The organism is Alteromonas sp. ABH4_454 (assembly GCF_056311775.1).
On the sequence record NZ_CM149972.1, the window covers coordinates 3,263,867 to 3,289,936 of the forward strand.

Annotated in this window: 23 protein-coding genes; 14 read left to right on the forward strand and 9 right to left on the reverse strand. The window is 43.4% G+C overall.

Translation table 11 applies throughout. The features are described from left to right. Window positions 1-80 precede the first annotated feature (80 nt). Window positions 81-389: an isoamylase early set domain-containing protein gene (locus ACYX4W_RS14315; protein WP_474856886.1), complete on the forward strand. Its 309-nt coding sequence runs from the start codon at window positions 81-83 to the stop codon at window positions 387-389. A 105-nt stretch (window positions 390-494) separates the two neighbouring features. Here ACYX4W_RS14315 and ACYX4W_RS14320 read toward each other — a convergent pair whose 3' ends face one another. Both ACYX4W_RS14320 and ACYX4W_RS14325 read right to left on the reverse strand, forming a co-directional pair. Beyond that, window positions 495-1,421 carry an electron transfer flavoprotein subunit alpha/FixB family protein gene (locus ACYX4W_RS14320; protein WP_476073616.1) on the reverse strand — a complete coding sequence of 309 codons (927 nt, stop codon included), beginning with the start codon at window positions 1,419-1,421 and terminating at the stop codon, window positions 495-497. Further along, window positions 1,418-2,170 (reverse strand): electron transfer flavoprotein subunit beta/FixA family protein, encoded by a 753-nt coding sequence (locus ACYX4W_RS14325; RefSeq protein WP_039216447.1) that lies wholly within the window; start codon window positions 2,168-2,170, stop codon window positions 1,418-1,420. Before ACYX4W_RS14325 ends, ACYX4W_RS14320 begins: the two co-directional genes overlap by 4 nt. 370 nt (window positions 2,171-2,540) lie before the next feature. Here ACYX4W_RS14325 and ACYX4W_RS14330 point away from each other — a divergent pair, with 370 nt between their 5' ends. From ACYX4W_RS14330 to fldA, 5 genes are all read left to right on the forward strand, one after another. Next, complete coding sequence (locus tag ACYX4W_RS14330; protein WP_476073617.1) at window positions 2,541-4,190, forward strand: electron transfer flavoprotein-ubiquinone oxidoreductase; 1,650 nt, start codon at window positions 2,541-2,543, stop codon at window positions 4,188-4,190. Window positions 4,191-4,312: 122 nt separating this feature from the next. Continuing rightward, window positions 4,313-4,711, forward strand: coding sequence for an H-NS histone family protein (locus ACYX4W_RS14335; protein ID WP_474806390.1), 399 nt, complete (start codon window positions 4,313-4,315; stop codon window positions 4,709-4,711). Between the two features lie 103 nt (window positions 4,712-4,814). Continuing rightward, window positions 4,815-5,594 (forward strand): alpha/beta fold hydrolase, encoded by a 780-nt coding sequence (locus tag ACYX4W_RS14340; RefSeq protein WP_476073618.1) that lies wholly within the window; start codon window positions 4,815-4,817, stop codon window positions 5,592-5,594. A gap of 124 nt (window positions 5,595-5,718) precedes the next feature. Then, window positions 5,719-5,937 carry a DUF2788 domain-containing protein gene (locus ACYX4W_RS14345; RefSeq protein ID WP_012519093.1) on the forward strand — a complete coding sequence of 73 codons (219 nt, stop codon included), beginning with the start codon at window positions 5,719-5,721 and terminating at the stop codon, window positions 5,935-5,937. A gap of 26 nt (window positions 5,938-5,963) precedes the next feature. Next, window positions 5,964-6,488, forward strand: a complete 525-nt coding sequence (gene fldA / locus ACYX4W_RS14350; RefSeq protein ID WP_014949739.1) for a flavodoxin FldA — start codon at window positions 5,964-5,966, stop codon at window positions 6,486-6,488. 147 nt (window positions 6,489-6,635) lie between these two features. Here fldA and ACYX4W_RS14355 read toward each other — a convergent pair whose 3' ends face one another. Then, window positions 6,636-8,642: a methyl-accepting chemotaxis protein gene (locus ACYX4W_RS14355; RefSeq protein ID WP_476073619.1), complete on the reverse strand. Its 2,007-nt coding sequence runs from the start codon at window positions 8,640-8,642 to the stop codon at window positions 6,636-6,638. A gap of 312 nt (window positions 8,643-8,954) precedes the next feature. Between ACYX4W_RS14355 and fur the strand changes: the two genes are divergently transcribed. Beyond that, complete coding sequence (fur, locus tag ACYX4W_RS14360) at window positions 8,955-9,383, forward strand: ferric iron uptake transcriptional regulator (RefSeq protein WP_179983643.1); 429 nt, start codon at window positions 8,955-8,957, stop codon at window positions 9,381-9,383. 51 nt (window positions 9,384-9,434) lie between these two features. On the opposite strand, the gene ACYX4W_RS14365 is transcribed toward fur, so the two are convergent. The 4 genes from ACYX4W_RS14365 to ACYX4W_RS14380 form a co-directional block, all read right to left on the reverse strand. Further along, entirely contained in the window at window positions 9,435-10,301 is an 867-nt protein-coding gene (locus ACYX4W_RS14365) for a D-amino acid aminotransferase (RefSeq protein ID WP_476073620.1), read from the reverse strand. Beyond that, the gene (locus ACYX4W_RS14370; protein WP_476073621.1) at window positions 10,298-11,245 is read right to left on the reverse strand and encodes a 5-oxoprolinase subunit C family protein; all 948 of its coding nucleotides are present in this window, start codon (window positions 11,243-11,245) and stop codon (window positions 10,298-10,300) included. Before ACYX4W_RS14370 ends, ACYX4W_RS14365 begins: the two co-directional genes overlap by 4 nt. After that, entirely contained in the window at window positions 11,242-11,982 is a 741-nt protein-coding gene (locus ACYX4W_RS14375; protein WP_474856895.1) for a 5-oxoprolinase subunit B family protein, read from the reverse strand. The genes ACYX4W_RS14370 and ACYX4W_RS14375 overlap by 4 nt, the downstream gene beginning before the upstream one ends. Before the next feature lie 127 nt (window positions 11,983-12,109). Then, on the reverse strand, window positions 12,110-12,847 hold the full coding sequence (locus ACYX4W_RS14380; protein ID WP_476073622.1) for a 5-oxoprolinase subunit PxpA: 738 nt from the start codon (window positions 12,845-12,847) through the stop codon (window positions 12,110-12,112). 65 nt (window positions 12,848-12,912) lie between these two features. On the opposite strand from ACYX4W_RS14380, the gene ACYX4W_RS14385 reads away from it, so the two are divergent. From ACYX4W_RS14385 to ACYX4W_RS14405, 5 genes are all read left to right on the forward strand, one after another. Next, window positions 12,913-13,797, forward strand: a complete 885-nt coding sequence (locus ACYX4W_RS14385; RefSeq protein WP_476073623.1) for a CvfB family protein — start codon at window positions 12,913-12,915, stop codon at window positions 13,795-13,797. Between the two features lie 85 nt (window positions 13,798-13,882). Continuing rightward, the gene (locus ACYX4W_RS14390) at window positions 13,883-14,275 is read left to right on the forward strand and encodes an OsmC family protein (RefSeq protein ID WP_476073624.1); all 393 of its coding nucleotides are present in this window, start codon (window positions 13,883-13,885) and stop codon (window positions 14,273-14,275) included. Window positions 14,276-14,488: 213 nt separating this feature from the next. Further along, a complete protein-coding gene (locus ACYX4W_RS14395; protein ID WP_476053950.1) occupies window positions 14,489-15,622 on the forward strand; it encodes an efflux RND transporter periplasmic adaptor subunit in 1,134 nt (377 codons plus the stop codon). Between the two features lie 25 nt (window positions 15,623-15,647). After that, window positions 15,648-19,073, forward strand: coding sequence for an efflux RND transporter permease subunit (locus ACYX4W_RS14400; RefSeq protein WP_476073625.1), 3,426 nt, complete (start codon window positions 15,648-15,650; stop codon window positions 19,071-19,073). Beyond that, complete coding sequence (locus ACYX4W_RS14405; RefSeq protein ID WP_476073626.1) at window positions 19,070-22,249, forward strand: efflux RND transporter permease subunit; 3,180 nt, start codon at window positions 19,070-19,072, stop codon at window positions 22,247-22,249. The genes ACYX4W_RS14400 and ACYX4W_RS14405 overlap by 4 nt, the downstream gene beginning before the upstream one ends. A gap of 125 nt (window positions 22,250-22,374) precedes the next feature. On the opposite strand, the gene ACYX4W_RS14410 is transcribed toward ACYX4W_RS14405, so the two are convergent. Then, the gene (locus tag ACYX4W_RS14410) at window positions 22,375-22,704 is read right to left on the reverse strand and encodes a hypothetical protein (protein WP_476073627.1); all 330 of its coding nucleotides are present in this window, start codon (window positions 22,702-22,704) and stop codon (window positions 22,375-22,377) included. A gap of 416 nt (window positions 22,705-23,120) precedes the next feature. Continuing rightward, window positions 23,121-23,915 carry a DUF2189 domain-containing protein gene (locus ACYX4W_RS14415; RefSeq protein ID WP_179983653.1) on the reverse strand — a complete coding sequence of 265 codons (795 nt, stop codon included), beginning with the start codon at window positions 23,913-23,915 and terminating at the stop codon, window positions 23,121-23,123. Between the two features lie 272 nt (window positions 23,916-24,187). Here ACYX4W_RS14415 and ACYX4W_RS14420 point away from each other — a divergent pair, with 272 nt between their 5' ends. Continuing rightward, window positions 24,188-25,408: a pyridoxal phosphate-dependent aminotransferase gene (locus ACYX4W_RS14420; RefSeq protein ID WP_474806368.1), complete on the forward strand. Its 1,221-nt coding sequence runs from the start codon at window positions 24,188-24,190 to the stop codon at window positions 25,406-25,408. 1 nt (window position 25,409) lies between these two features. Further along, entirely contained in the window at window positions 25,410-26,009 is a 600-nt protein-coding gene (gene yfbR / locus ACYX4W_RS14425; protein WP_012519109.1) for a 5'-deoxynucleotidase, read from the forward strand. The last annotated feature ends 61 nt before the right edge of the window (window positions 26,010-26,070 follow it).

A 26,070-nucleotide genomic window follows, 5' to 3' on the forward strand; every position in this document is an offset into this window, starting at 1 on the left:
CGACGGCTGTTGTTTAAGCTAAGTCTTTAATAAGAAATAGCCTCGGGAATGATTTCGCTACGTTGAAGGGAAAACACATTATGAGTCTTAAGAAACAATACCTTAAATCAAAACCTCTGTGCAAAGTGACATTTCGACTGAATGCGGAAGCAGCAAAAGATGCGAAAGAAGCTGCACTATGTGGAGATTTCACTGATTGGAAAACACAGCCACTGACGATGAAAAAGCTTAAAAGCGGTGATTTCACATTAACCGTGGATTTGGAAAAGGATAACGAATACCAGTTTCGTTACCTTATCGATGGCGAAAAATGGGAAAACGACTGGGAAGCCGACGCTTATATCCCCTCACCTGTTAGCATAGAAGATAATTCGGTTGTGCGTGTTTGAGTTGTTAACCCAATATCATGCAAATTTTGCTTGGCGCAAAATATGTACAGTAAAAAAAAGGCTGCAAAACTGCAGCCTTTGTCTTATCTAGCTTCAAGACTCCAATTAAAGAGAGCCTTCCAGCTCTGGAAGTACTTCAAACAAGTCGCCCACTAAACCATAGTCAGCAACTTGGAAAATTGGCGCTTCTTCATCTTTGTTGATAGCAACAATAACTTTAGAGTCCTTCATACCTGCAAGGTGCTGAATAGCGCCCGAGATGCCTACTGCAATATAAAGTTGAGGCGCAACAATTTTACCTGTTTGGCCAACCTGCATATCATTTGGAACAAAGCCAGCATCTACCGCTGCACGCGATGCACCAATAGCAGCACCAAGTTTGTCAGCAATACCTTCAAGAAGCTTGAAGTTATCACCATTTTGCATACCGCGGCCACCTGAAATAACGACTTCTGCAGCAGTAAGTTCAGGACGCTCAGATTCGGTAAGCTCTGCTGAAACGAAATCAGACTTCTCACTGCGTTTGACCACATCAATTGTGGTTAATTCAGCGCTACCACCAGTTGTTGCTGCATCGAATGATGCTGCACGAACCGTAATCACCTTTTTTGCATCAGATGATTGAACGGTAGCAATCGCGTTACCTGCATAAATAGGACGAACAAAAGTATCTTCGCTCTCTACACCAATGATGTCTGAAATTTGCGCTACGTCTAGCAGTGCAGCTACACGAGGCATAAAGTTTTTGCCTGTTGTGGTCGCGGCAGCAACAATGTGGCTGTAGTCGCCTGCAAGCTCTACCACTAGGTCAGCCGTATTTTCTGCAAGCTGATTTTTATAAGCAGCATTATCAGCAACAAGCACTTTTGCGACGCCGTCGATTTGCGATGCAGCTTCAGCAACTGCTTGGCAACCTTCACCCGCTACTAATACATGGATATCGCCACCCATCTTTTGTGCGGCGTTAACAAGCTTATGCGTTTCCGTCTTTAAGCTTGCATTGTCGTGTTCTGCATATACGAGTACGCTCATGAGATCACCTTTGCTTCATTCTTTAACTTGTCTACCAACTCAGCAACGTCTGCTACTTTAATGCCACCCTCACGCTGAGGCGGAGGCGTAACTTTCAGTACCTTAACGTTTGATTCTAGCGCGACACCAAAATCTGCCGCAGCTTTAACATCTAACGGTTTACGCTTTGCTTTCATAATATTTGGAAGCGATGCATAACGCGGTTCGTTCAAACGAAGATCTGTCGTTACAACAGCTGGAAGCGAGAGTGCAACCGTTTGAAGGCCACCGTCAATTTCACGTGTTACATTCACCTTCTCGCCATCTACAACCACCTCTGATGCGAAGGTACCTTGAGGCATACCTGTTAGCGCTGCCAACATTTGACCAGTTTGGTTGTTGTCAGAGTCAATGCTCTGCTTTCCAAGAATAACAAGTTGAGGTTGTTCTTCTTCAACCACTTTCGCTAAAAGCTTTGCCACTTGAAGTGAATCAAGATTTTGGTCGGTATCTATTTGGATACCACGATCAGCGCCTAGGGCTAGTGCTGTACGTATTTGTTCTTGGCAGCTTTTGTCACCAATTGAAACAACAACGATTTCAGTGGCCACGCCTTTTTCTTTTAATCGAACGGCTTCTTCAACAGCAATTTCGCAAAAAGGATTAATCGCCATTTTCGCGTTTGTAAGATCTACGCCTGATTCATCAGCCTTCACTCTTACCTTAACGTTGTAGTCGATCGCGCGTTTGACCGGTACGAGTATTTTCATATTTACCTCAATTGTTGAGTTCGTCAGTGCTAATTACGTTTCATTAATAATTAACTATTAATAATTAAAAACGTATTACTTCACCACGCTTTTTGAAACTTTAACAATGCTTATACGTTAAAAAAGAAACTGTGGAACGTACGTTTTTTAAAGGCTAGCCTTAAAACGACGTTAACACCACGTTTACGAGCAGGTATAATACGCTGCCAGTTAACGTTAACGTAAACTGCTTTGCAATGTACTTACTGTTGACGTAAACGTCAACCTGCATTACCTTGCAAAACGACAATTAATTTACATGTTTTTGACACAAAGCATTATTTGTTTCATCAATAGTGCACTATAAAAATACAAACATAAGGAGCCTCCCGTGGAACGAGAATCGATGGAGTTTGACGTAGTCATCGTCGGTGCCGGCCCAGCTGGATTATCAACTGCTTGTAAGCTGATGCAGCTTGCAAATGAAAAAGACCAAGAACTTATGGTTTGTGTGGTCGAAAAGGGCTCCGAGGTAGGTGCACATATTCTCTCAGGCGCGGTATTTGAGCCCCGTTCGCTAAACGAACTATTTCCCGATTGGAAAGAAAAAGGTGCGCCACTTAATACGCCGGTAACTGAAGACCACATTTATTTGCTTAACGATGAAACGTCAGCGAAAAAGTTACCAAACGCCATTACGCCCAAAACTATGCACAACGATGGTAACTATATCGTATCTATGGGGAACGTTAGCCGTTGGCTAGCAGAACAAGCCGAACAGCTAGGCGTTGAGGTATTCCCTGGCTTTGCAGCTTCTGAGGTTATTTATAACGAAGATGGTAGTGTTGGCGGCGTGCTTACCGGCGACATGGGTGTGGGTGAAGACGGCGAGCCAAAAGACGGTTACATGCCGGGAATGGAGCTTCGTGCTAAATACACTGTGTTTGCCGAAGGCTGTCGTGGTCATTTGGGTAAAGAGCTCATTTCTCACTTCAATTTAGATGAAGACAGCTCACCTCAGCATTACGCTATTGGCTTTAAAGAGATTTGGGATATAGATCCAGCGAAACACCAGCCAGGCTTAGTGGTTCATAGCGCAGGCTGGCCACTGAATGACGCCACAGGCGGCAGCTATCTGTATCACGCCGAAGATAATCAGGTGTTTGTAGGGTTAATTGTTGACCTTAACTACGACAACCCTTATCTGAGCCCGTTTGACGAATTTCAACGCTTAAAACACCACCCTGTTTTTAAGCAGTACCTTGAAGGCGGTAAACGTGTATCTTATGGCGCACGTGCAATTGCCAAAGGTGGGTTTAACTCGTTACCTAAGATGACTTTCCCAGGTGGCCTATTGGTAGGTTGTGAAGCAGGTACCCTAAATTTTGCCAAAATTAAGGGTAACCACACAGCAATGAAGTCAGGTATGTTAGCCGCTGAAAGCATTTTTGAAGCGATTTCAGAAAATGCAGAAGCGCCAGTAAAAGAGCTAACGAGTTTTACTGAGAAATTTAAGTCTTCATGGTTATATGACGAGTTGTTCCGTTCTCGTAACTTCGGCCCTGCTATTCATAAGCTAGGTAATTTCTGGGGCGGTGCGTTTAACACGGTAGAACAAAATTTCTTTAACGGTAATTTGTTCTTCACTATGAAAGACGAACACAAAGATTACGCGCAGCTGAAAGAGGCAAAAGACGCGGAAGAAATTTCTTATCCAAAGCCTGATGGTGTGCTCAGCTTTGACAAATTATCTTCCGTATTTTTGTCGAATACAAATCATGAAGAAGATCAGCCTTGTCACTTAAAATTAAAAGACTCGTCTATTCCTTTACAGGTCAATTTACCCAAATTCGCAGAACCTGCACAACGCTATTGCCCTGCTGGCGTTTATGAGGTTATTGAAGAAGAAGGTGAAAAACGCTTCCAAATTAATGCGCAAAACTGTGTTCACTGTAAAACTTGCGACATCAAAGACCCTAGTCAGAATATTAAGTGGGTTGTACCTGAAGGTGCTGGAGGTCCGAATTACCCAAATATGTAATTTAATGCGTTATTTGGTTGTTTAACTGATATTTTTTAAAAGCGAGCCTAGCTCGCTTTTTTTTTGTGCTACTTTTAATTATTATCTTATAGAAATTTAGTACAACGTATTAAGGTTAATTAATGAGCGAATTTTTAGATATTTTAACCCATGGAAGACGTTTACAAGGTGCTGTTAAGGAATTAAGCATAGAAGAACTTGAACAAGTTCAGGAAAAACTTAACGGTATAATAGAAAAAAGAAAAGAAAAATTATTAGAACAAGAACAACTAAAAAAAGAAAAATTAGAAAAACTTGCTGCTATTAAACAGCAAATGGAAGAAGCTGGGCTTAACGTAGAAGATTTACAAGCTTTGGATACCGGCACAAATAAAAACGTAGGTAAGAAGCGCCCCGTTAAATACAAACTTGTCGATAGCGATGGCGAAGAGCACTTGTGGACGGGCATTGGTCGTATGCCTCGCGTTTACAAAGATGCACTAGATAGCGGCAAATCACTCAACGATTACGCTATTAATTAATATTACTATTCAACCTGCTAATAAGGTCTGTTTTTACAGGCCTTATTTTGTTTTTAAGACTCAAGCTATGTCTATCAGACAATTATTCATGGGTAAATAAGTCGTGAAGTTAAATTATAAACTTTCAAAGCGAGATTCATCATCACCATGGTTAATTTTAATCCATGGTCTTTTTGGCAATGCGGATAATTTAGCCGTTGTTAAACGACACTTTGAATCAGCTTTTAATATTATAAGTGTAGACCTTCCGGATCACGGTGAGTCTCCGTGGACTGATAGTTTTTCTATGTCAGCTGCCGCAGATGCAATTTACGACATCATGCAATCTTTAAATATTGAAAAAAGCGCTGTATTGGGCCATTCCCTTGGCGGAAAGGTTGCAATGAAGCTGGCCTTAAATCACAGCGAAAATATCACACATTTAATCGTAGCTGATATTGCCCCAGTCAGTTATGACCACAGCCACCAAGCGGTATTTGATGGGTTGAATTCTGTTTCTTTGGATACCATTGAAAGTAGAAAGGACGCTGAAAAACAAATGGCTGCCCACGTTAAAGAAATGGGCGTCAGACAGTTTCTGTTAAAAAGCCTGTATCAAGATGAAAACGGAGCATGGAAGTGGCGCTTCAATGTGAACGGACTAATCAAAAGTTACTCGCACATTATTGATTGGGAACAAACAAATCAAACGTTCGATGGCGTAACCTTATTTATTAAGGGCAGCGAGTCCGACTACATTACACCGGCCTATCGCGATGCGATAGTTCACTACTTTCCAAATGCGAAAGCGCATATTATTGAAGGTACGGGGCATTGGTTACACGCTGAAAAGCCAACTGCATTTAACGGAATTGTAGAGAGAACGCTCAACAAATCGTCATAAAGTGGAATATTTCTCATTCAACAGGATGAGAATGACTATTATTACATATTTTTGAACGTTTTAGGCTCTTACAGGCGTATATACTGTGATATAGTTGCGCCAGAAATTTTTAAGTAACAACACTATGCTTGCAGAAAATTACGAACTCATTGAGTCCATTATGCTGTATGGCGGCTTGTCTATTCTTTTTGGATTGATGGGTTTTGCTGTACACGATGTATTACGTAAGAACGATGTTCCTCTTATTGGAAGAGTGGTAACGTACGGTGTGCTAGGTTTAGGCGCATTGGGATTTCTTGCGAAAGGCATTATTGAATGGTTTTGGCTAAGCACAGGCGTTTAATTAGTAACGATTAATAGAGGTTAGATATGGCAAGCGTTGGCCTATTTTTCGGAAGTGACACGGGTAATACCGAACATGTTGCGAAAATGATCCAGAAGGAATTGGGTAAACAGCTAATTGATGTAAAAGATATTGCCAAGAGCAGTAAAGAAGACATCGCTGAGTTTGATTTGCTTATCTTCGGTATCCCTACGTGGTACTACGGTGAAGCACAATGTGACTGGGATGACTTCTTTCCTGAATTAGAGCAGATAGACTTTAACGACAAGCTAGTTGCTATTTTTGGTTGTGGCGACCAAGAAGACTATGCGGAATACTTCCTAGACGCTATGGGCATGGTACGCGACATTGTAGAAGCCAAAGGCGCTATTTTAGTAGGTCAATGGTCTACGGAAGGCTATGACTTTGAAGCATCTAAAGGCATGGCAGACGACAACCACTTTGTGGGTCTTGGTATTGACGAAGACCGTCAACCAGAGCTAACAGACTCTCGCGTTAAAGCCTGGTGTAAGCAAATTCATGACGAGCTTTGCTTGGCAGAATTGGCTTAGACATAGCTGAGTCAGCCATAAATTGGCTATCAAGAAGCTATAAAGTAAATACAAACTAGTTAGCAATTGAAAAAAACCGCTCTAATAGAGCGGTTTTTTGTTATATAGAAGTACTCGTTGAATAATTAGCTTAGCCGATTGAACTAACTAAAGCTGAAACCGCTCTACGGCCTTCCTTAAGCTCTCTGTTTGCGCATCTAGCATCATTGTCGATTCGTTCGACTGCCTTGTGCTTTGCGCACTTGAATCTGCCAGCGCTACAATGCGGTTTAAACTTGTGGCCACATCACCGAGCAACACATCTTGCTGCTCTGTATCTTCAACAATATGTTCGTTAATGTCGCTCAGACGCTCAATAATTTCTCTAATACTTTCCACTTGTTGAGAAACCTGTTGGGTTATTTCCACCCCTTCTTGTGCTTGCTCACGACCTGCATTAATAGCTTTTACAGCCTGTGCTGCATCTTTTTGTAAGTTGCCAATCATTTGCTCGATTTCTTCCGTGGAATCGTGCGTACGGTTGGCTAATGTTCGCACTTCATCGGCAACTACTGCAAACCCCCTTCCCTGCTCGCCTGCCCGAGCAGCCTCAATAGCGGCGTTTAGCGCCAACAAATTAGTTTGCTCTGCGATGGTTTTGATAACGTCCAAAATACTACCAATACTTCTAGAGTTATCATCTAAGCGCGCAATAACCTGGGCTGAAGACTCAGCCTGATCGGCTTGATTGCTAACTTGCTCACTACTTCTTTGAACCAGCAGCCCAATGTCAGTACTTTGTCTTGTGATAGTACGTAATGCCTCCATCGCTTCATTGATTTGCGCAAGATTACTACGACTTTTGTCTTGAACATTCTTAGTGTTGGTGGAGGTAACAGTGACCTGCTCTCGCTGTTTGTCCACTTCAGACAAGCTCTTGTTACCAAGCTCAACACTTTCTTTTGTTATTTCAATTAAGCGCTTTTCCTGCTCTAAGATATTACCCACCAGTTCTCGCAGGCTAGCGGTCAAGCTGTTAACTTTGGCTGAAAGAGCAGAAAATTCATCGTTGCCCTCTTCGGGTAGTTTAGTACTCAAATCCCCATGGCTTAACTGATTTAGCCCTTTGTTTATATGCTTAAGTGGCTTTGAAATGCTGCGCGTTACTATTACCGCTAAAAAAATGGCAGCCGTAAGTCCTAAAATTGCAACAACAGTATTGCGAACTAAATTTTCCTGTACCGATTCGAGTATAGCGTTTTGCCCTTCGAGGGATTGCGCTTGAACGGTATCAAACAGAGTATTTATATCAGCAAGCGCGGTTTCTAATGCTTGCTTTGCTTGTTTTTGTGCTTGCGCCGCTTTGTCTACTTCAGCAAGTTTTTGTCGTTGCAACGCTATTAACCCGTTTGAACCGTTTACGGCGTCTATTAGTAACTCGTATTGTTCATTAAACGCCTCTATTGTGCCCCCATCATCCACGCTTGTAGCCAAACGGTTCACATAATCCTTATCTACCTGTAAATTGCTTAGCTGGTATTCAAGGTCTTCAATGATATTTGCACTTTGGGTTTCATCGATAGATTCAGCTAACTCAATGAAAGAGTCGTTCATGGTAAGCAACTTATTATCAATGGCGGTGCCAGCGCCAATAAGCGTATCTAGACTAGGGTCATTACTTTCCAAATAAGAAAGGTCCAGCATCAATGCGCTTGCTTCGTCTGCCGCCATAAGTACTTTTTCAAGCTGCGTAGCAAGCGCGTTTTCAATATTCATTCTTTCATCAATTGCAATGTACATTTCATTACTGTCGCTCACATAGCTCGAACTTACTTCAACAGCATTTTTAGCTATCGAGTTTTCTGGCATGAGAGATTTCAGTCGCGACAAATCGTTAGAAAAGGTGGATGACAGCGAATCAAATGTTTGCTTATTTTTTTCTAATTCGTCTCTACTTTCTACGTGATAACCATTGGCCGTTATTACCGATAAAGACAATATTTCAGTTTTTACTTTTACCATACTGGTCTGTACTGGCATTTTTTGCTCTACAACGTCTTGTGCAGAGTCCTTAATACCGCTTAAACCGAAATAGGAAAGGATACTCGTGAGCAATAGCAGGCAGCCAAATAAGCCGAAGCCTAAAGTGATTTTATTTATAATTGTTAACCGCATGAACACTTCCACTTAAATACGTGCAAAAAACTATCAAATGAACGCAACTCTTTAAGTTTAGTTTAACAGGATGTTAAATCAATGCATTAAAAGTTCTATTTATTTTACTTATTTGTTAGATAAATCGTACACTTACATTCTGGTCAGGCCACACAGCTCAAAGCCCACACTTAAGTACAATATTTTTTGCAACAAGTGTCTTGGGTAATTTTTCGGCGAGAAGACAAAGATTCCACGGTTTTGCTTTTAAATTGTTTCAACTTACCTATAATAACCACCAAATACTTATTCACTCGTTCTTAGTAGGCTGTAATGGATCAAAATAAAGAATTGAAAAAAGCAGGGCTTAAAGTCACTCTGCCTCGCCTTAAAATTTTACAAATTCTGCAAGAGCCAGAAAACCAACATATCAGCGCTGAAGACGTCTATAAAATCCTTATCGAACAGGGTGAAGAAATCGGTCTTGCTACTGTATACCGCGTATTAAACCAATTTGATGATGCAGGTATTCTTAACCGCCACCACTTTGAAGGTGGAAAGTCAGTATTTGAAATCAGTCATAAAGATCACCACGACCACCTTGTATGCCTTAAGTGTGGCAAAGTGATCGAGTTTGAAGACGAAATTATCGAAGAACGCCAAGAGATGATTGCTAAGCAGCATAAAATGAAGCTTACCCATCACAGCCTTTACCTATATGGCGAATGTACAGACGGTAACTGCGACAACGCTCCTGAATAAGTTGGAATATTAATTAGTAAGAAGCCCGCTTGAGCGGGCTTTTTCAATTTATTAGGCTTTGAATTTGTATGCATGGTAGGCGTTGATTGCCTTTTCCCATACATCGCCTACCTCTCCTGAGCCTATCTGCCTGCCCTCTACTTCAACTACTGGGGCAACCTCTTTGCTTGACGACGTTAACCACACTTCATCAGCCTCTAGCAAATCATCCTTACTGAACCAGGTTTCCGTTACCACCAGCCCTGCTTGTTTGAATGCCTCAATAGCAATGGCACGAGTAATACCGGGGAGCAGTTCATGGTTTAATGGAGGCGTAAAAATACACCCATTTTTCACCATAAAGACGTTACATGAGCTTGCCTCAGTTATCATACCTTCGCTGTTATACAAAATCGTTTCGTTAACACCAGCTTCGACACCCGCTTGATAGTGCATTACGTTGCCTAAAAGAGAAGTAGATTTGATATGGCAGCGTTGCCATCTTTTATCCTGCTGAAGCGCAACTTTGAAAGGTTTTGCATCAGCTTTTGTAGTGGGCTGAGGCGGTGCTATTTCAAAAGCGAACCCAAATACGGTTGGTGCTATATTCTTGGGGTATGCATGAAAACGCTTTGAATCGGTGCCTCGACTCACATGGAAATAAACACCTATGTTTCCGCTTTCAATAAATGCTTTATTTTTCTCAACCAAGCTAGACAAAATGTCTTGCCATTCTTCTACCGTATACGGGTTAGCGATTTCTATAGATTTAAGGCCTTGCGACATGCGAGACGTGTGCCCTTTAAACCCTACCGCTTTGCCTGAATAAGTAGGTATGACTTCATAAATACCGTCGCCAAAGAGGAAGCCTCTGTCCATCGGAGAAATCTTGGCCTCAGAAAGAGGCATATACTCACCATTTAAAAACGCAATTGTCACAATATTTCTCCTTGTAATCGACGACGTCTACTTGTCATTAGTAGCCAATCCGCCCTTGCTTCTTCTTCGTTTTGAAATACGAAATTCACTTTTTCACCTGGCACCGCTTGGGCCAAGCGACTTATATCACAGGGGCTTACACAGCCGAGTTTAGGGTAGCCTCCCAGTGTTTGCCTATCGCGCATCATCACAATAGGCTGCCCGTCACCAGGCACTTGAATGGCCCCTAAATGAATTGCTTCTGAGCGCATGTTTTCTATATCGGCGGTAACTGATTCGCCGGTCAACCTAAAGCCCATGCGATCGATAGCTGATGAAACCGTATAGCTGCTTGTTTCAAACGTGCGTAACGCAACTTTGCTAAAGCTTGAAAATTGATAACCAGGGATCACACGAATAGACTCTATGAAGCCATACTCATCAATGTGCTGGTGTGGAAGCCTGCGCATTTTAGCCTTGTCTTGGTTTCTGGTGTTAGCTAAAACCTCGATTAAATCGCCGTCTTTTAAGGCGCTGCCTTGACCATCTAACCCACCTAGCTGCTCACGCACTACTGTACAAGCACTCCCTACGGCTTTTGGTACTTGCCAGTTTCCGCCTATGGCTAAATAAGCTTTGCTCCCAAGTAACCCACTTGAAAATGTGATTACAGACCCTGCGATTGCCTTATGGCTATGATAAGGCTCTCTAAGACTGCCATCTATATTAAGGGTCGGCTCCCTACCAGTAACGGCAACTATGCAATCTTCATCAACCTGCAATCGCATTTCGCCAATGGCCTCTATGCAGGGCGTACCATCAAGGTTAAAGGCGAGAAAATTAGCCCAGTCATAGGCATTGCCGTCCATAGGGCCTGATTCACAAAAACCATCTCGTTGTCGCCCTACTCTTCCGCTATCAATAATAAGGCTAAATAACCCTTTACTGAGCACTTCAATTTTCATAGTTTAACCTGCAATCCTGCTTTGTATTCCTGTTCAGTAACCGAAACAAATTTAACGGCGTCACCCGCTTTTAACCGCGACTCACTGTGCTCATCGCTATGTAAAAGCATGTCGAATGCCGTAAGCCCCAATAAATTCCATCCCCCCGGTGATTCACTGGGGTAAACGGCAGTTTGCCTGTCAGCGATTGCGACCGCGCCTTTGGGAACGCGTTTACGCGGTGTACCAAGCCGCGCACAGCTGAGCGCTTCTGGAATATCCCCCATATAGGCGAAGCCTGGAGAGAATCCCACTGCGTATACTTTATAAGTTGTGCTAGTGTGCAATTCGATAACTTCTTCAATCGACAGCGACGTTTTCTTACTCACTACACTCAAATCACTGGCATTTGGCGCGCCATACCACACAGGGATTTCAATCACTGCGCTACTTTCGTTTCTGTTAAATTGTATTGATTCGGTTTGCTGATTTATGCCTTCAGCGTCTAAATTGCTCAAGGCACGGTATACACCGTGGCTGTCAATTAATGCCATATCAAAAACGATTAACAAACTGTCGTAAGAAGGCACGCATTCGCGTAACCAACACCACGAATTTTTACTCTTGTTACTATCGATAGCTGCCAGCATGTTGTGGCAGGCATTATTCGCGTCATCCAAATTTGCGCCGTCAAAATACAAGATGATGGCGTCTGCACTTGCTGTAACTATTCGTTTAATACGACCGAAAGCTTGCATCTACTGTCCTTGCTGTCTTACTAGCCATAACGAGTTGTGATGTGCATTATGTATTCGACGCTCGGCACAACAAAGGTTAATAGCCTTGTGTATTGTTCTTTTAAATTGTGTTTTTTATATGGCAGGTTTATAGAAATGTTCTGATTTTACTCGCAATACTTACCGCCCCTTTAGTATCGCCATGTACACATAAAGAGTCAGCTTCTACTGCAAGTGTATTTCCCGATGACGTAGTTACCGTTCCCGATGAAATAAGCTGTTTAGCTTGAAGCAGAGCGTCGCTTTCGTTCAACACGGCACCTTCTATAGTTCGAGATTGCAGTAAGCCTTCATCGGTATACCGTCTGTCAGAAAACGCTTCAAAATACAAAGGCAGACCCCAATTTTGCGCTGCTTCTTTAAGCGCCGCATTTTGCGACGTAGCCTGCACCATTAACGCTAGGGGAGCGTGTGAAGACTGTTCGTTTATTTCACTTATGCTTTGCATTACTGTTCGCATGATAGCAGTATCTTTCATCATGTCGTTGTACAAGGCACCATGGGGCTTCACATAGCTGACTTTAGCACCACAAATCTTCGCCATACCGCTTAAGGCACTGACCTGATATTGAATCATAGCCTTAAGTTCGTCAGCGGCAATCGCCATACTTCTGCGGCCAAAGCCTTGTAGATCGGGATAAGCCGGATGGGCACCAATGGCTACATCATGCTTTTTGGCTAACAAAATAGCCTGCTTCATGACTAATGGATCGCCAGCGTGAAAACCGCACGCAATGTTCGCCTGATCGATTTCCGCCATTATGGCCGCTTCCACTGGCATTGACCACGCGCCAAAACTTTCACCTAAATCGCAATTTAACTTCATAATGGTTTAGCTCTTACCTTCATTCCAGTATCATGTTACCTGTTCTTTTTAAAAAGTCAGTGCTGATGATAAATATTGGAAAAATTAATACATTACGCGTGGTAGCCCAATACCCTTTTGGCTACGCTTTAGCGCCACTTGTCGAAAACAATGACGAGAACGACAGCGTAATAGAAATAGATGATGCAGATGAGCAGCAAACCGTTACACTTGCGATTGACGAAGTAGAGACGCCGTTAACCGAAGGGCAACAGGTTGAAGTATTTGTGGCTACGGATCAGCGCGGTGACCTTTATGCCACCATGAAGAAACCACTTATTCAAGTGGGCGAAACCAAGGTACTTAAAGCGGTGTCTGCCACTAATTTTGGGGCATTCTTCGATTGGGGCTTAGAGAACGATCTTTTAATGCCTAACGACTACCAAGCCCAACCTGTAAATCCAGGTATGTACTACGTAGTTCACACCTTTTTTGATGATAAAACCCAGCGTATTTTAGGGGCCACCAAGCTTCACTATTTCTTAAAGGAAAGTAGCGCCTATCTCAACGAAGGCGATACAGTTGATTGCTTAGTCTACGCCAAAACTGATTTAGGTTTTAAGGTGGTTATCAATGAAAAAAGCTTAGGGCTAATTTTCCACAGCGATGCCTTTAAGCCGCTTAAAGTCGGGCAAGCCACTGAGGGTGTAATAAAAACGATTCGCGAAGATGGTAAGGTTGATGTTGCCCTTCAGCGCATAGATAAAGGTGGCCGAGATGCACTTCAACAAGCCATTTTGGATGATTTGGAAGCCCACGGCGGCATTTCTACCCTGACAGATAAGAGTGCACCAGAAGCCATTTACTCTCATTTTAACGTAAGTAAAGCGGCGTATAAAAAAGCGTTAGGCGCGTTATATAAGCAAAAGAAAATCTCGCTTAGCCCAGATGCAGTCCGCCTTAACAAATAAACGCACATGTCACAGCTGCATTGAAGCGCTAAATTAGCCTGTATTGCAGCTTCTTTTTTTTATTCTTATGACATTAGGACAAACAATGAAAGCACGTGTTTCTTGGGATCAAGATTTAACTTTTACAGGTACAACAGACAGCGGCTACAAAACAGTGATGGACGGAAGCGGCAAGGCCGTGTCACCAATGGAGTCAGTATTATTAGCGGTTGGTGCGTGCTCAAGTATCGACGTGGTAGACATTCTTAAAAAAGGCCGCTTTAACATTGAAGCCTGTAATTGTGAGTTGGAAGCTGAGCGTGCTGAAGAGCCACCTCGAGTATTTACTAAAATTTACGCACATTACACGGTGTCAGGTGAAGGCATTAGCGAAAAGGCCCTTGCCCGTTCTGTGCAGTTGTCGGCAGAAAAATACTGCTCTGTCATGCTGATGTTAACGGGTAATGTTGAGATCACCACAAGCTATACTTTGGTTTAATAGACTATTGTAGAACTCACCGCTTATTAGCAATTCTCGCTAAGCATTAGCGTAAAAAGCCAACCAATTAGGTTGGCTTTTTTATTTAAACTGCATTTTTCACTTGTAACACATTGAAATGTCTAAGATTTAACATATGTTAACGTCTTTGGCACATTAGCTGCTGTATACGGTCATTATTATATAACGATAATTACGTTAGGGTTATTGACCATGGAATCTACAACACACAGCAACACCATTCTTTCATCAGTACAATCTTCAATTCCGTTTTCACCAACATCGCTCAAACTGCTCGTTGGAAGCGGGGTCATCGCCCTTACTCTCTCGATGTCAGCCTGTTCCGATGCTGATGCCATTAACGACCAAGCTAACGCCACCGAAGTTGAAGAAACCGTTTTTGCTATCCCTGTTGAAACCCAAACCATTGTTACCGGAGACATTACGTCTACTTACGATACAACCGCTATTTTAGAAGCACGTGAAGAAGCATTTGTGGTTGCGAGAGCATCTGGAATTATCGAAGAAATCTTCGTAGAAGAAGGTGATTACGTTGAGAAAGGCCAAGTTCTTGCGCAGCTAGATAAACGCCGCTACGAACTTAACTTATCAAAAGCTCTGGCTGATTTAGCCGGCATTGAAAGCGAACTAGAAAAGGTTAATAAAGTTTATTCGAAAAAGCTTATCAGCGATGACACTTACGACAAACTTACCTCGCAATTTGAATCAGCTAAAGCGTCTGTACGCTTAGCTGAGCTTGATTTGAAAGAAGCCACTATCACAGCCCCAATTGATGGATACATTGCAGAAAGAAACGCAAAAGTAGGCAACCTGACTGAATCGTTCCAACGGGAGAGAATGTTCCATATTGTTCAGCAGCGCAATCTTCAAGGTATTGTTTACCTGCCTGAAAATGAGCTACCTAACGTAGTGATTGGACAAGGTGCAATGCTTACCGTAACGGCTTTAGGCGATAGAAGTATCACGGCGAGCGTTGAGCGCATAAGCCCAGTCATCGATGCGACCACCGGCACGTTCAAAGTAACCTTGAAAGTACCAAACGAAGACAATCAGCTCAAAGCCGGCATGTTTACCGATGTATCACTTGAATATGCTACCCATGCTAACGCCACATTGTTGCCCCGCAGAGCGCTGGTTACTATCGATAACAGCCACAGCGTATTCGTTGTAGATAACGGCAAAGTTAAGAAAGTTGATATTTCTACTGGCTTTGAAAACAACGAAGTAATCGAAGTTACCAATGGTTTAAGCGGCAATGAAGAAGTAGTGACTGCAGGCCACCAGAATTTGAAAGACAGCGCTCCCGTTGAAGTTGTAAACAGCTAATTCGGCCTAACAAGGAATTCACACAATGCGTATTGTAGATATTGCTGTAAAGCGCCCTGTTGCCGTTAGTATGTTCACTTTTGCGGTATTGCTATTTGGTATGGTGTCGTTAGGCAGACTGTCTGTTAACTTACTGCCAGACTTATCTTACCCTACTCTCACTATTCGCACCGACTACGACGGTGCCGCTCCAGGCGAAGTAGAACAACTGGTTTCAAAACCTATTGAAGAAGCCATCGGCGTAGTAAAAGGTGTACGTAAAGTCACGTCCACATCGCGGGCTGGCCAGTCTGACGTGGTCCTTTCTTTTTCGTGGGGTACTGACATGGATTTCGCGAGCTTAGAAGTACGCGAAAAACTTGATGTGTTGCAGCTTCCCCTGGATATTGAAAAGCCAAGACTCCTTCGGTTTAACCCAAGTTTAGACCCTGTTATTAAACTGGGCCTCACCACTCAAAGCGACACATCAACGCTAAGCGTGGCGCAAATGAAGCGCTTACGTTTATATGGCGAACAGCAGGTTAAACGTGCGCTTGAATCGGTAGAAGGCGTAGTTGCCGTGCGTGTTGGCGGTGGTTTAGAAAACGAAATTCATATACTTATTGACCAGCAAAAAGCCAGTCAACTGTCGATTCCTATTACTAGAATTATCGACCGGGTGAAAGCTGAAAATATTAACGCGGCGGGCGGTCGAATTGATAACGCAGCCCAGGCATTTTTAGTCAGAACTTTGAATCAATTTGAAACGCTCAGTGATATTGAAAACCTCTTTATTGGACGTTTTGAAGGCAGAAACATTCAACTTAAAGACGTGGCTACGGTAGAAAATGCGTACAAAGACCGTGATGTGGTAACACGCTTTAATGGTAGTGAAGGCATTGAGATTGCCATCTATAAAGAAGGCGACGCTAACGCAGTTGACGTAGCACAAAAAGTGGCAAGCCGGTTAAATGAGGTCAACAACAACTTGCCTTCTAACTACACGCTTAGCGAAATTTATGACCAAAGCGTGTTCATCAAGCAAGCTATAGACAACGTGAAGTCAGCGGCAGTGATGGGCGGTATTTTAGCCATGTTGGTGCTGTACCTTTTTCTTAAAGACTTCTGGGCCACTGTAATTATATCGGTTTCCATTCCGGTGTCAGTAATTGCTACCTTCAACTTGATGTATGCCAACGACATAAGCTTAAACATGATGAGCTTAGGTGGTATCGCGCTGGCTGTTGGACTATTGGTAGATAACAGCATTGTTGTGCTTGAAAATATCGATCGTCATAAGAAGTTAAAAATGGTTGGAAGTGATAACGCTACAGCCAATGAAAAGACAACGGCAGAAGCTACAGAAGCTGAAGCATCTGCCGCTAGCGAAGGAACAAAAGAAGTGTCTGGCGCAATTGTGGCTTCGACACTCACCACTATGGCCGTGTTTGTGCCGCTAATATTTGTAGAAGGTATTGCAGGTCAGCTGTTTAAAGACCAAGCGTTGACCGTGTCGTTTGCTTTGGCCGCGTCGCTTGTTGTCGCGCTTACACTAATCCCTGCGATGGCGCACAAGAAGAAAAAGCAACAGCTCGACCATGAAGATGTGTTCACTACACCAGCACCTACTCCTCCTACGTCGACGTTTGGCAAAGTTATGTATTACTTTACCCTGCCAGTTCGTTGGGTATTCAGGCTTATCTTTGTATTTTTACCTGCAGCCTTGGTTACCTTGGTGATAGGTGCATGGCATATCGTCAGCAAGTTATTAAGTGTTGCGTTTAAACCACTTATCTGGGTATTTAACAAAGGGTTTGACCTTCTCGCTTCTGCTTATGAAAAACTGCTGCGCGTAAGCCTTAAAGCCAAAGCGCTGGTGTTAGCTACTGCTTTTATTCTTGCTGCTGGCGCGATAATGCTTGTACCAAAACTAGGTATGGAACTTATTCCTACCCTGTCACAAGGAGAATTTTCGGTAGAAGTGACCCTCCCTGCGGGCTCTCCATTAGCGCGTACCGACGCTATTATCAGCGAGCTTGCTGCGGTTGCAGTAAATAACAATAATGGCGTCGAAACCAAGGCGGCTCGCAGCGATACTAACGTGCTTCGCAGCAACTCTAAGGTGCTTCGCACCTATGCCATGTCTGGTACAGGAAGCCTTATCAGCGCAGCGCCTAATCAGGGTGGGGATCATTGGGGACGCTTAAACATTGTCATGCAGCCTTCGGCGACAGCTGGCGATATGGACGATGTGAAGCGTGCGCTTCGTGATTACCTAGCCTTTAAACCTCAGGTTCAGGCAACGTTTTCAGAGCCAGAGCTATTTAGCTTTGCCTCGCCTATTCAAATTGAAATTGCGGGTTACGACCTAAATCAGTTACAACAATATGGCGACGCCATTTCGACAAAACTTGCCAGTTACAGTAATTTTGCAGACGTAACGACCAGCATTCGTGACGGAAACCCAGAGCTTAAAATAGCCTTCCATCACGCCAAACTTGCTCGCCTTGAGCTTGATGCATCAACCGTTTCTCAACTTATTGCGGCCAAAGTGGGCGGCCGCGTCGCTACACAGTATAGCGTGGAAGACAGAAAGGTAGATGTGCTGGTAAGAACCCAAGAGAACCAACGTGATGATATTGCAAGCATACGCGCCATTGTTGTTAACCCAGGCTCTGCGCAACCTATTCCTTTAAGTGCCGTGGCAGACGTGTACATGAGTGTAGGCCCTAGCGAAATTACCCGCGTTGGACAGCAACGTGTAGCATTGGTATCGGCAAACTTAGCCAAGGGTAAGCTTGATGAAGCCGTTGGCGTTGCTAATAAAGTCATTGATGAAACCCAACTTCCTCTATCTTTAAGTGCAACAGTAACCGGGCAAAGTGAAGACATGCAAAGCAGCTTCCGTTCGCTACAGTTTGCCTTGGCACTTGCGGTGTTTATGGTGTATTTGGTTATGGCGTCACAATTTGAGTCGTTGCTGCACCCACTGCTTATTCTATTCGCAGTACCGCTAGCCGGTGCGGGCTCAGTATATGGCCTGTGGATTACCAATACGCCGCTAAACGTGGTGGTATTTATCGGTTTAATCATGCTGTGCGGTATTGTTGTGAATAACGCTATTGTATTAGTTGACCGTATAAATCAGTTACGCAGTCAAGGCGTAGAGAAAGAGACCGCTATTCTAGAGGCTGCAAAGACCCGCCTACGCCCTATTGTGATGACTACGCTCACTACTGTGTTGGGTCTATTGCCAATGGCATTTGGTTTTGGCGAGGGAGCTGAAATTCGCACGCCCATGGCCATCACCGTTATTTACGGCCTTCTGTTTGCAAGCTTGCTCACCCTTATTTTACTGCCAGTGCTTTACAGCCTGTTCGACGTTAAGAAGAAAGCGCCTGTGAAAGATAATTTTCGTGAAAACGTAGGCTTTGGTGACGAAGAAGCAATGCCAAAAGGAGGTGTACTATGAGTACACCTTCTCACAACGCTAGTAACAGTTCTGAAACCCATACTGAAAAGCGCCAAACACGTGAACCGATGCAACGCGAGACAGATATAGCTTCACAGCCGCACCTTTCGAAAATTGCAGGTATAGGCGCTTGGCTTGCACGCTTTGCGCTGAATAAGCCGGTTACCATCGGTATGTTGTTTTTGTCTATGCTGCTGTTCGGTATTGTATCTGGCCGCTTACTGCCTTTAGAGAAGTTCCCCGGCATTGATATTCCAGAAATGGTAGTGCAGATCCCCTACCCTGATGCGACACCCGTTGAAATTGAGACCATGATCACTCGTCCGGTTGAAGAGGCCGTTGCTACCATGTCGGGGATAAAGCGCTTAAGGGCCCGCTCTTACGACAATATGGCGGAGGTCATTGTAGAGTTCGATTGGGATGAAAACCTTAAAGCCAAAAGTATTGAAGCGCGGGAGAAGATTGACGCTATTCGCCATGAACTCCCTGACGATATAGAGCGGATCATGGTGTATAAATTTAACACCAATGATATGCCTATATTCCAACTGCGCGTATCGAGCGACCGCGACTTATCGAACGCTTATGACCTCTTAGAGCGCAACCTTAAGCGTCCGCTAGAGCGTGTTCCGGGCGTATCTAAAGTTGAGCTATACGGCACCATGAAACGCCAAATTACTATTCGCTTAGATGCCAAGAAAATGGCGGCTTACCAAATAGACGGTACACGCTTAGAGCAGCAGCTTCAAAACGCAAACTTCTCGCTAACCGCGGGCTATATGTACAACAACGGTGAAAAAGTTCTGGTTAACCCCACTGGCGAATTTACCGATGTAAACGACTTCAAAAACATGTGGGTTACTCGAAGCGTGCGTTTATCTGATGTTGCCAGCGTGACCTACGAGCTTCCTCAGCGCAACGAAGGACGACACCTAGATCGCACCTTCGCGGTGGGCTTTAACGTATTTCGCGAATCGGGCAGCAATCTTGTAGAAGTTTCCGACGCGGTAATGAAGGTTATCGAAAAGGCTAAAGAAGACCCTGAATTTACAGGCATTAGTTTATTTGTAATGGACGACACCGCGAAAAGCGTGACTTCGTCGCTGAGCGATTTGCTAAACGCAGGTCTTTTAGGTGCGTTGCTTTCAGTTATTGTGCTGTACTTGTTCTTGCGCCAGCTTACCACCACCTTGATTGTGGTGTTGTCGGTGCCGTTTTCTATCTGTATCGCCTTAGGCGTAATGTATCTTTTGGGTTATACCCTTAATATTTTATCGTTGATGGGCCTCATGCTAGCTGTAGGTATGCTAGTAGACAACGCCGTTGTGATCACCGAAAGCGTATTCCAAGAACGCCAACAAGAGAGCGATGCTAAACTTGCAACCCAAGTTGGGGTCAATAAAGTTAGCCTTGCCGTTATTGCTGGTACAGCTACCACGGCCATTGTATTTTTACCCAATATTATTGGAGTAAAAATAGACGTAACTATCTTCTTAGAGCACGTTGCTGTAGCTATCTGTATATCTCTTTTCGCGTCGCTTTTCATTGCTAAAACCCTTATTCCCTTACTGACAACCAAGGTAAAGATCCCAGTTGTAAGAACGCCTAAAACACCGTCTTACATAAAAGGCTATGGTCGTGCACTTAACTGGATGTTAAAACACCAGGGAATAACTTGTGTTATTGCTCTATTGCTGCTTGCGTCGGCCATTGTGCCCATGCAGGTGGTTACTTCAGATGATGAGGGCAATAATAACCAAGAGCGTATTTGGCTTAACTATCACGTAACGCAGAATTTTACGCTTGATGAGGTGGAAAAAACTGTCGATAGAATGGAAGCTTACCTTTATGAAAACCAAGAACGCTTTCACATTAAACAGGTGTATACCTATTTTACTGCCGGACATGCTGTAAGCGGTATAACGCTTAATGACGAACTGCCCGTAAGTGTGGGTAAAATTAAAGAGGATATACGTAAAGACATGCCCTCTTTTGTGCGTGCCCGTCCCTCGTTTCAATGGGATAGCGGCAACGGTGGTGGCGTAAGGGTTACGCTATTGGGTGAATCATCAGAAACCTTGCTAAATATTTCAGAGCAAATAGTTCCTATTCTTTCAACTATAGAAGGATTGGAAGATGTGAAAGCCGACACTGGCTCTACCCGAGATGAGGTACAAATCCGCATTGACAGAGAGAAAGCAAATCGCTTCGGCATACAAGTAAACGATGTGGCTAAACTTATCTCTACGGCACTACGGGGCAGTAATTTACGGACATTCCGCTATGGTGACGCCGGAGAAGTAGCAGTTCAGCTTAAATTCGGTAGCGATATACAAGCTTCGCTTAACGCCCTTAAAAACATCAATATCGGATTTACGCAAGGTCAATCGGTAACGCTGAATATGATTGCAGATTTCTCTGTGGTGCCACAGCTATCGCAAATTAATCGAAACTATCGTCAGACCGCGCTCGCTATTGGCGCAAACCTAGAAGGGGAAACCACCACAGAACAAGCCCGAGAACGTATCGAGAACGCATTAGCTAATATTGAATTGCCTACAGGGTATAAGTGGACACTAGATGGCAGCTTCTCTCGCCAGGATGAAGCCAATGCGGTCATGCAAATGAACATGCTACTAGCACTTTGTATGATATACGTTGTGATGGCTGCACTGTTTGAATCGCTGATACTACCTACGTCTGTGATCACATCGTTACTGTTTTCTTTCACCGGTGTGTTTTGGGCATTCATGGTAACAGGTACCTCTATGTCTATTATGGGGATGATCGGCATGCTGATATTGATGGGCATTGTGGTTAACAATGGCATTGTATTGGTAGACAGAATCAATCAGTTAATTAACGAAGGCTTGTCGCTGTATGACGCAGTAATTAAAGGATGTTTAACGCGTATAAGGCCTATTCTGATGACAGTAGCCACAACGGTCTTGGGGCTTATTCCACTCGCTATGGGAAGTACTCGAATTGGTGGCGACGGCCCTCCCTACTCTCCGATGGCCATAGCAATCATTGGCGGGCTGGTATTCTCTACCCTAACCAGCTTGTTTTTAGTACCTCTTGCTTACGTGCTGCTGCTAAAACTTAGGTTTAAAACCCAACGTCTGTTCAAAACCAGTAAAGCGCGTGTAGCCACGTATATAAAAATCGTTAATTAAGACGCATATTTGCACGAGCAAAAAGACAAAAAGCGGGTCTAGTTTTCAACATTTACGTCACGTGATTGACGAAAAGTGTAAGCTAGCCCGCTTTTTCTGGATTTGTAGTAACCGCAAGCAAGGCCTTAGCTACGCGACGTTAAGTATTCGTGTACCGCATCTGCGTGACGCTCTTCAGAAAACTTAATAAGGCTACTTCCATTACATGTTAGGCCTTCTTCAGACGTTACCATGCGCAATACTTCACGTTGGCTAGCGCCAATACGACCCACGTTACGTGAGAGGCTAGAACGAAGAACTCTTACATCGTCGTTGATTATCGCTTTACAAAACCCTGCGAACTGGGTTTCACCAACGAAGCGAATGTCTTTTGACTCTTCTGCTGCATTTGCATTGATGCTAAAAGCGACAGTCGCTGTAGCTGCAAAAACTTTAAGTAAGTTAGATAATTTCATTTTAAAATCCTCAATGTGTGGTTAAGGGTGCTGTGCAAGTTTGTGGCAAACTCTCTAGTTAAGTTGAGCAAAGTTGAATGAATCAACAATTTGCTCAACGCCCTTTATTTATGCATCAAGAATAAAAATTTTTCTGTTGAATGATTGTGTAACCTGGGTAAATGCTTGGTAAATCAAGTTGTTACGTTGTTGTTACGGCACTAACCCCTTGAATTAATTGGAATAATATAAATTGCATATTACTAATATATCTAGCGATAGCACTTGTAGGAAGAAAGAAGTATAAGACTTAAGTATAAAAAAGCCCCTTTCGGGGCTTTAAAAGTGTAATTTTAACAAAATTATAGATATTAACGCTTACTTATTGTACAAATTAAAGCCACTTTACGTAATTTAATTACATAAAGTGGAGTGAACTATTCGTATTTACGCTCTCGCTTAGTCTCAATTGCATCAATGTAAGCATGCCACGATGCATAGCCGATAATCGGCATGAGCACGATGAAACCCACGAAACCGGTCACGTAACCAATTGCTACTGTAGTGAAAATGATAGCCCCCCAAATGAGCATGGGTACCTTATTTAACCATACCGCATTCACACTGGTAAGCACTGCAGTTGCAAGATCTACCTTACGTTCCATTAAAATCGGTTGGGTAAACGCCGTAATAAATAGCATTGCCAGGGTAAAACCCGCTCCAACGATAGTGCCTAACGCTAAAAACGGTAACAAGCTTTCTAAGTCGTTCTCTATATAAGGTGGATAAAGTGCATGAATCAGCGATGCCACACGCAACCAAAATATCATCATTACCATAAGCAGTATGGCAAAGCCCCACTCGTTAAATGCGTTTCTTCGCATTGCGCGCAGCGAATGACGAAGTGAAGGCTTATGACCTTTCTCCATCTCCCAGCTTACATCGTAAAGGCCCGCCGCTAAAAATGGCCCTACCAACATAAAGCAAACAATGGCGGGTAGAATGACCAAGTGCCAACCCGTCATTTCAACTAAATACATAATGAACCACGGGATAACCGCGAAAAGTACGCCATAAAATAAGGTGAGTCCCGGTGCGCGCATGGCGTCTCGTAATGCCAATGACAACCACTTTATTGGATCGCCGACGTCTAATTCTTTACAGGGAATAACGCGTGCTATACCACTTTGCGTGATCGCATTCTCTGGTGTTTCTTTGAAATGGTGGGACATATTCTTATCACCTCTGCTTGTTAGCCTGTTTGTTACTAACGCGTTTTTTATACACGCCTTACTACTACGATAGGCGCAGAATGAAAAGTTCACAAGTCATTAACATAAATTTTATACTTAAGTGACAAGCGGATCATTTATCTCGTTATATGTTTAATAATTAGCCACTTGATGAAAAAAGTAGTGCTTAAAGCAGAAATACTGCAAAAAGGCCATCGCATATGACTTTGTATTGCGATAATCTCAGGGTATGTAAATCAACCAGATAGACCATGAAAACTGTATCTCGCTCACATAAATTAGATAACGTTTGTTACGACATTAGAGGCCCAATCGCTGCGCAAGCACGCAAAATGGAAGACGAAGGACACCGTATATTAAAGCTGAATATCGGTAACCCCGCCCCATTTGGATTTGAAGCCCCTGACGATATCGTAAAAGACGTTATTCATAACCTGCCTACGTCTCAAGGATATTCAGACTCGACAGGAATTTATGCTGCCCGCGTGGCCGTGATGCAGTATTACCAACAGCGTAATATTAAAGACATTCGTGTTGACGATGTTTATATAGGTAATGGTGTATCTGAGCTAATCATGATGGCAATGCAGGCGCTACTTAATCATGGTGATGAAGTGCTCATTCCAAGCCCTGACTACCCGCTTTGGACGGCCGCAGTAAGTTTGTCATCAGGCTCACCGGTACATTATCGCTGCGATGAGCAAGCTGGCTGGTTCCCCGATATTGACGACATAAAAAGTAAAATCACCAGCAAAACACGCGCGATTGTACTTATCAACCCCAATAACCCTACTGGTGCAGTTTACGACAAAGCCCTATTGCAAGAGGTAGTAGAAGTCGCCCGCGAGCACGGCTTAGTAGTGTTTAGCGACGAGATTTACGACAAAATTTTATACGATGAAGCCCAACATACAAGTATTGCGTCACTCGCTGATGACGTCTTTTTTGTTACTTTTGGTGGTTTAAGCAAAAACTATCGCGTGGCAGGCTTTCGCTCTGGTTGGTTAGTTGTCAGCGGGAATAAACGTCTTGCTACCGATTATATCGATGGGCTTAATATTTTATCTTCTATGCGTATGTGCGCGAATGTACCGTGTCAAAGCGCCATTCAAACAGCATTGGGCGGTTATCAGAGTATTAACGACCTAGTCAATGAGAATGGCCGACTACGCATTCAGCGCGACGTCACCACAGATATGCTAAACGGCATTGACGGTATTTCTTGCGTTAAGCCTAAAGGTGCCATGTATTGTTTCGCCAAAGTAGATGAAAAGAAATTCAACATTCAAAACGATGAACAAATGGTGCTGGATTTATTAAGCTCTGAAAAAATTCTGTTGGTACACGGTCGAGCCTTTAACCTGACCGAAGGCACCTACTTCCGGTTAGTATTTTTACCGCACAGCGATGTATTAGTGCCTGCACTGCATCGTATTGGCAACTTCTTTAGAACCTATAAGCAAGGGGCCTAACGTGAGTGATAAGAGCCACTTTTTTGCCCATCTAGCCCGTTTAAAGCTTATTAATCGTTGGCCGCTAATGCACAATGTGCGTACAGAAAATGTGCAAGAGCACAGTTTGCAGGTGGCTATGGTCGCCCACGCGCTAGCCTTGATTAAAAATAAATTTTTTGGCGGTACACTAAATCCAGATCGCATTGCAACCATGGCGATTTTTCACGACGTGTCGGAGGTACTTACCGGCGACCTCCCTACCCCAGTAAAATACTTTAACCCTGCGATTAAAGAAGAATATAAAAAAATTGAGAAGATTGCAGAGAACAAGCTCATTGAAATGGCACCAGAGGCATTTCGAGAAGACTATGCTGCACTGATTGATCATCACTACCATAGTGAAGAAGAAGCTTTTATTGTGAAAGCAGCAGACGTACTTTGCGCTTACCTAAAAACGCTTGAAGAATTAGCTGCTGGTAACCAAGAGTTTAAGCTGGCTAAGAAACGATTAGATAAAACCCTTAAAGAGTATCATTCTGAAGAGGTGGACTACTTCTTAACGCGTTACGTACCAAGCTTTTCTTTAAGTCTTGATGAAATTACGCAAGACGATATGTAAGCAAGGCGATTAACCGCCCCCAAATTACTATACTGATGTAGCAGAAGTACCAAACACAGCA

Excerpts from the sequence above, each read along its gene's own strand:
- ACYX4W_RS14315 (WP_474856886.1), top strand. The coding sequence starts at position 81 with ATGAGTCTTAAGAAACAATACCTTAAATCAAAACCTCTGTGCAAAGTG.
- ACYX4W_RS14320 (WP_476073616.1), bottom strand. The coding sequence starts at position 1,421 with ATGAGCGTACTCGTATATGCAGAACACGACAATGCAAGCTTAAAGACG.
- ACYX4W_RS14325 (WP_039216447.1), bottom strand. The coding sequence starts at position 2,170 with ATGAAAATACTCGTACCGGTCAAACGCGCGATCGACTACAACGTTAAG.
- ACYX4W_RS14335 (WP_474806390.1), top strand. The coding sequence starts at position 4,313 with ATGAGCGAATTTTTAGATATTTTAACCCATGGAAGACGTTTACAAGGT.
- ACYX4W_RS14345 (WP_012519093.1), top strand. The coding sequence starts at position 5,719 with ATGCTTGCAGAAAATTACGAACTCATTGAGTCCATTATGCTGTATGGC.
- fldA (WP_014949739.1), top strand. The coding sequence starts at position 5,964 with ATGGCAAGCGTTGGCCTATTTTTCGGAAGTGACACGGGTAATACCGAA.
- ACYX4W_RS14355 (WP_476073619.1), bottom strand. The coding sequence starts at position 8,642 with ATGCGGTTAACAATTATAAATAAAATCACTTTAGGCTTCGGCTTATTT.
- fur (WP_179983643.1), top strand. The coding sequence starts at position 8,955 with ATGGATCAAAATAAAGAATTGAAAAAAGCAGGGCTTAAAGTCACTCTG.
- ACYX4W_RS14370 (WP_476073621.1), bottom strand. The coding sequence starts at position 11,245 with ATGAAAATTGAAGTGCTCAGTAAAGGGTTATTTAGCCTTATTATTGAT.
- ACYX4W_RS14375 (WP_474856895.1), bottom strand. The coding sequence starts at position 11,982 with ATGCAAGCTTTCGGTCGTATTAAACGAATAGTTACAGCAAGTGCAGAC.
- ACYX4W_RS14380 (WP_476073622.1), bottom strand. The coding sequence starts at position 12,847 with ATGAAGTTAAATTGCGATTTAGGTGAAAGTTTTGGCGCGTGGTCAATG.
- ACYX4W_RS14385 (WP_476073623.1), top strand. The coding sequence starts at position 12,913 with ATGATAAATATTGGAAAAATTAATACATTACGCGTGGTAGCCCAATAC.
- ACYX4W_RS14390 (WP_476073624.1), top strand. The coding sequence starts at position 13,883 with ATGAAAGCACGTGTTTCTTGGGATCAAGATTTAACTTTTACAGGTACA.
- ACYX4W_RS14395 (WP_476053950.1), top strand. The coding sequence starts at position 14,489 with ATGGAATCTACAACACACAGCAACACCATTCTTTCATCAGTACAATCT.
- ACYX4W_RS14400 (WP_476073625.1), top strand. The coding sequence starts at position 15,648 with ATGCGTATTGTAGATATTGCTGTAAAGCGCCCTGTTGCCGTTAGTATG.
- ACYX4W_RS14405 (WP_476073626.1), top strand. The coding sequence starts at position 19,070 with ATGAGTACACCTTCTCACAACGCTAGTAACAGTTCTGAAACCCATACT.
- ACYX4W_RS14410 (WP_476073627.1), bottom strand. The coding sequence starts at position 22,704 with ATGAAATTATCTAACTTACTTAAAGTTTTTGCAGCTACAGCGACTGTC.
- ACYX4W_RS14415 (WP_179983653.1), bottom strand. The coding sequence starts at position 23,915 with ATGTCCCACCATTTCAAAGAAACACCAGAGAATGCGATCACGCAAAGT.
- ACYX4W_RS14420 (WP_474806368.1), top strand. The coding sequence starts at position 24,188 with ATGAAAACTGTATCTCGCTCACATAAATTAGATAACGTTTGTTACGAC.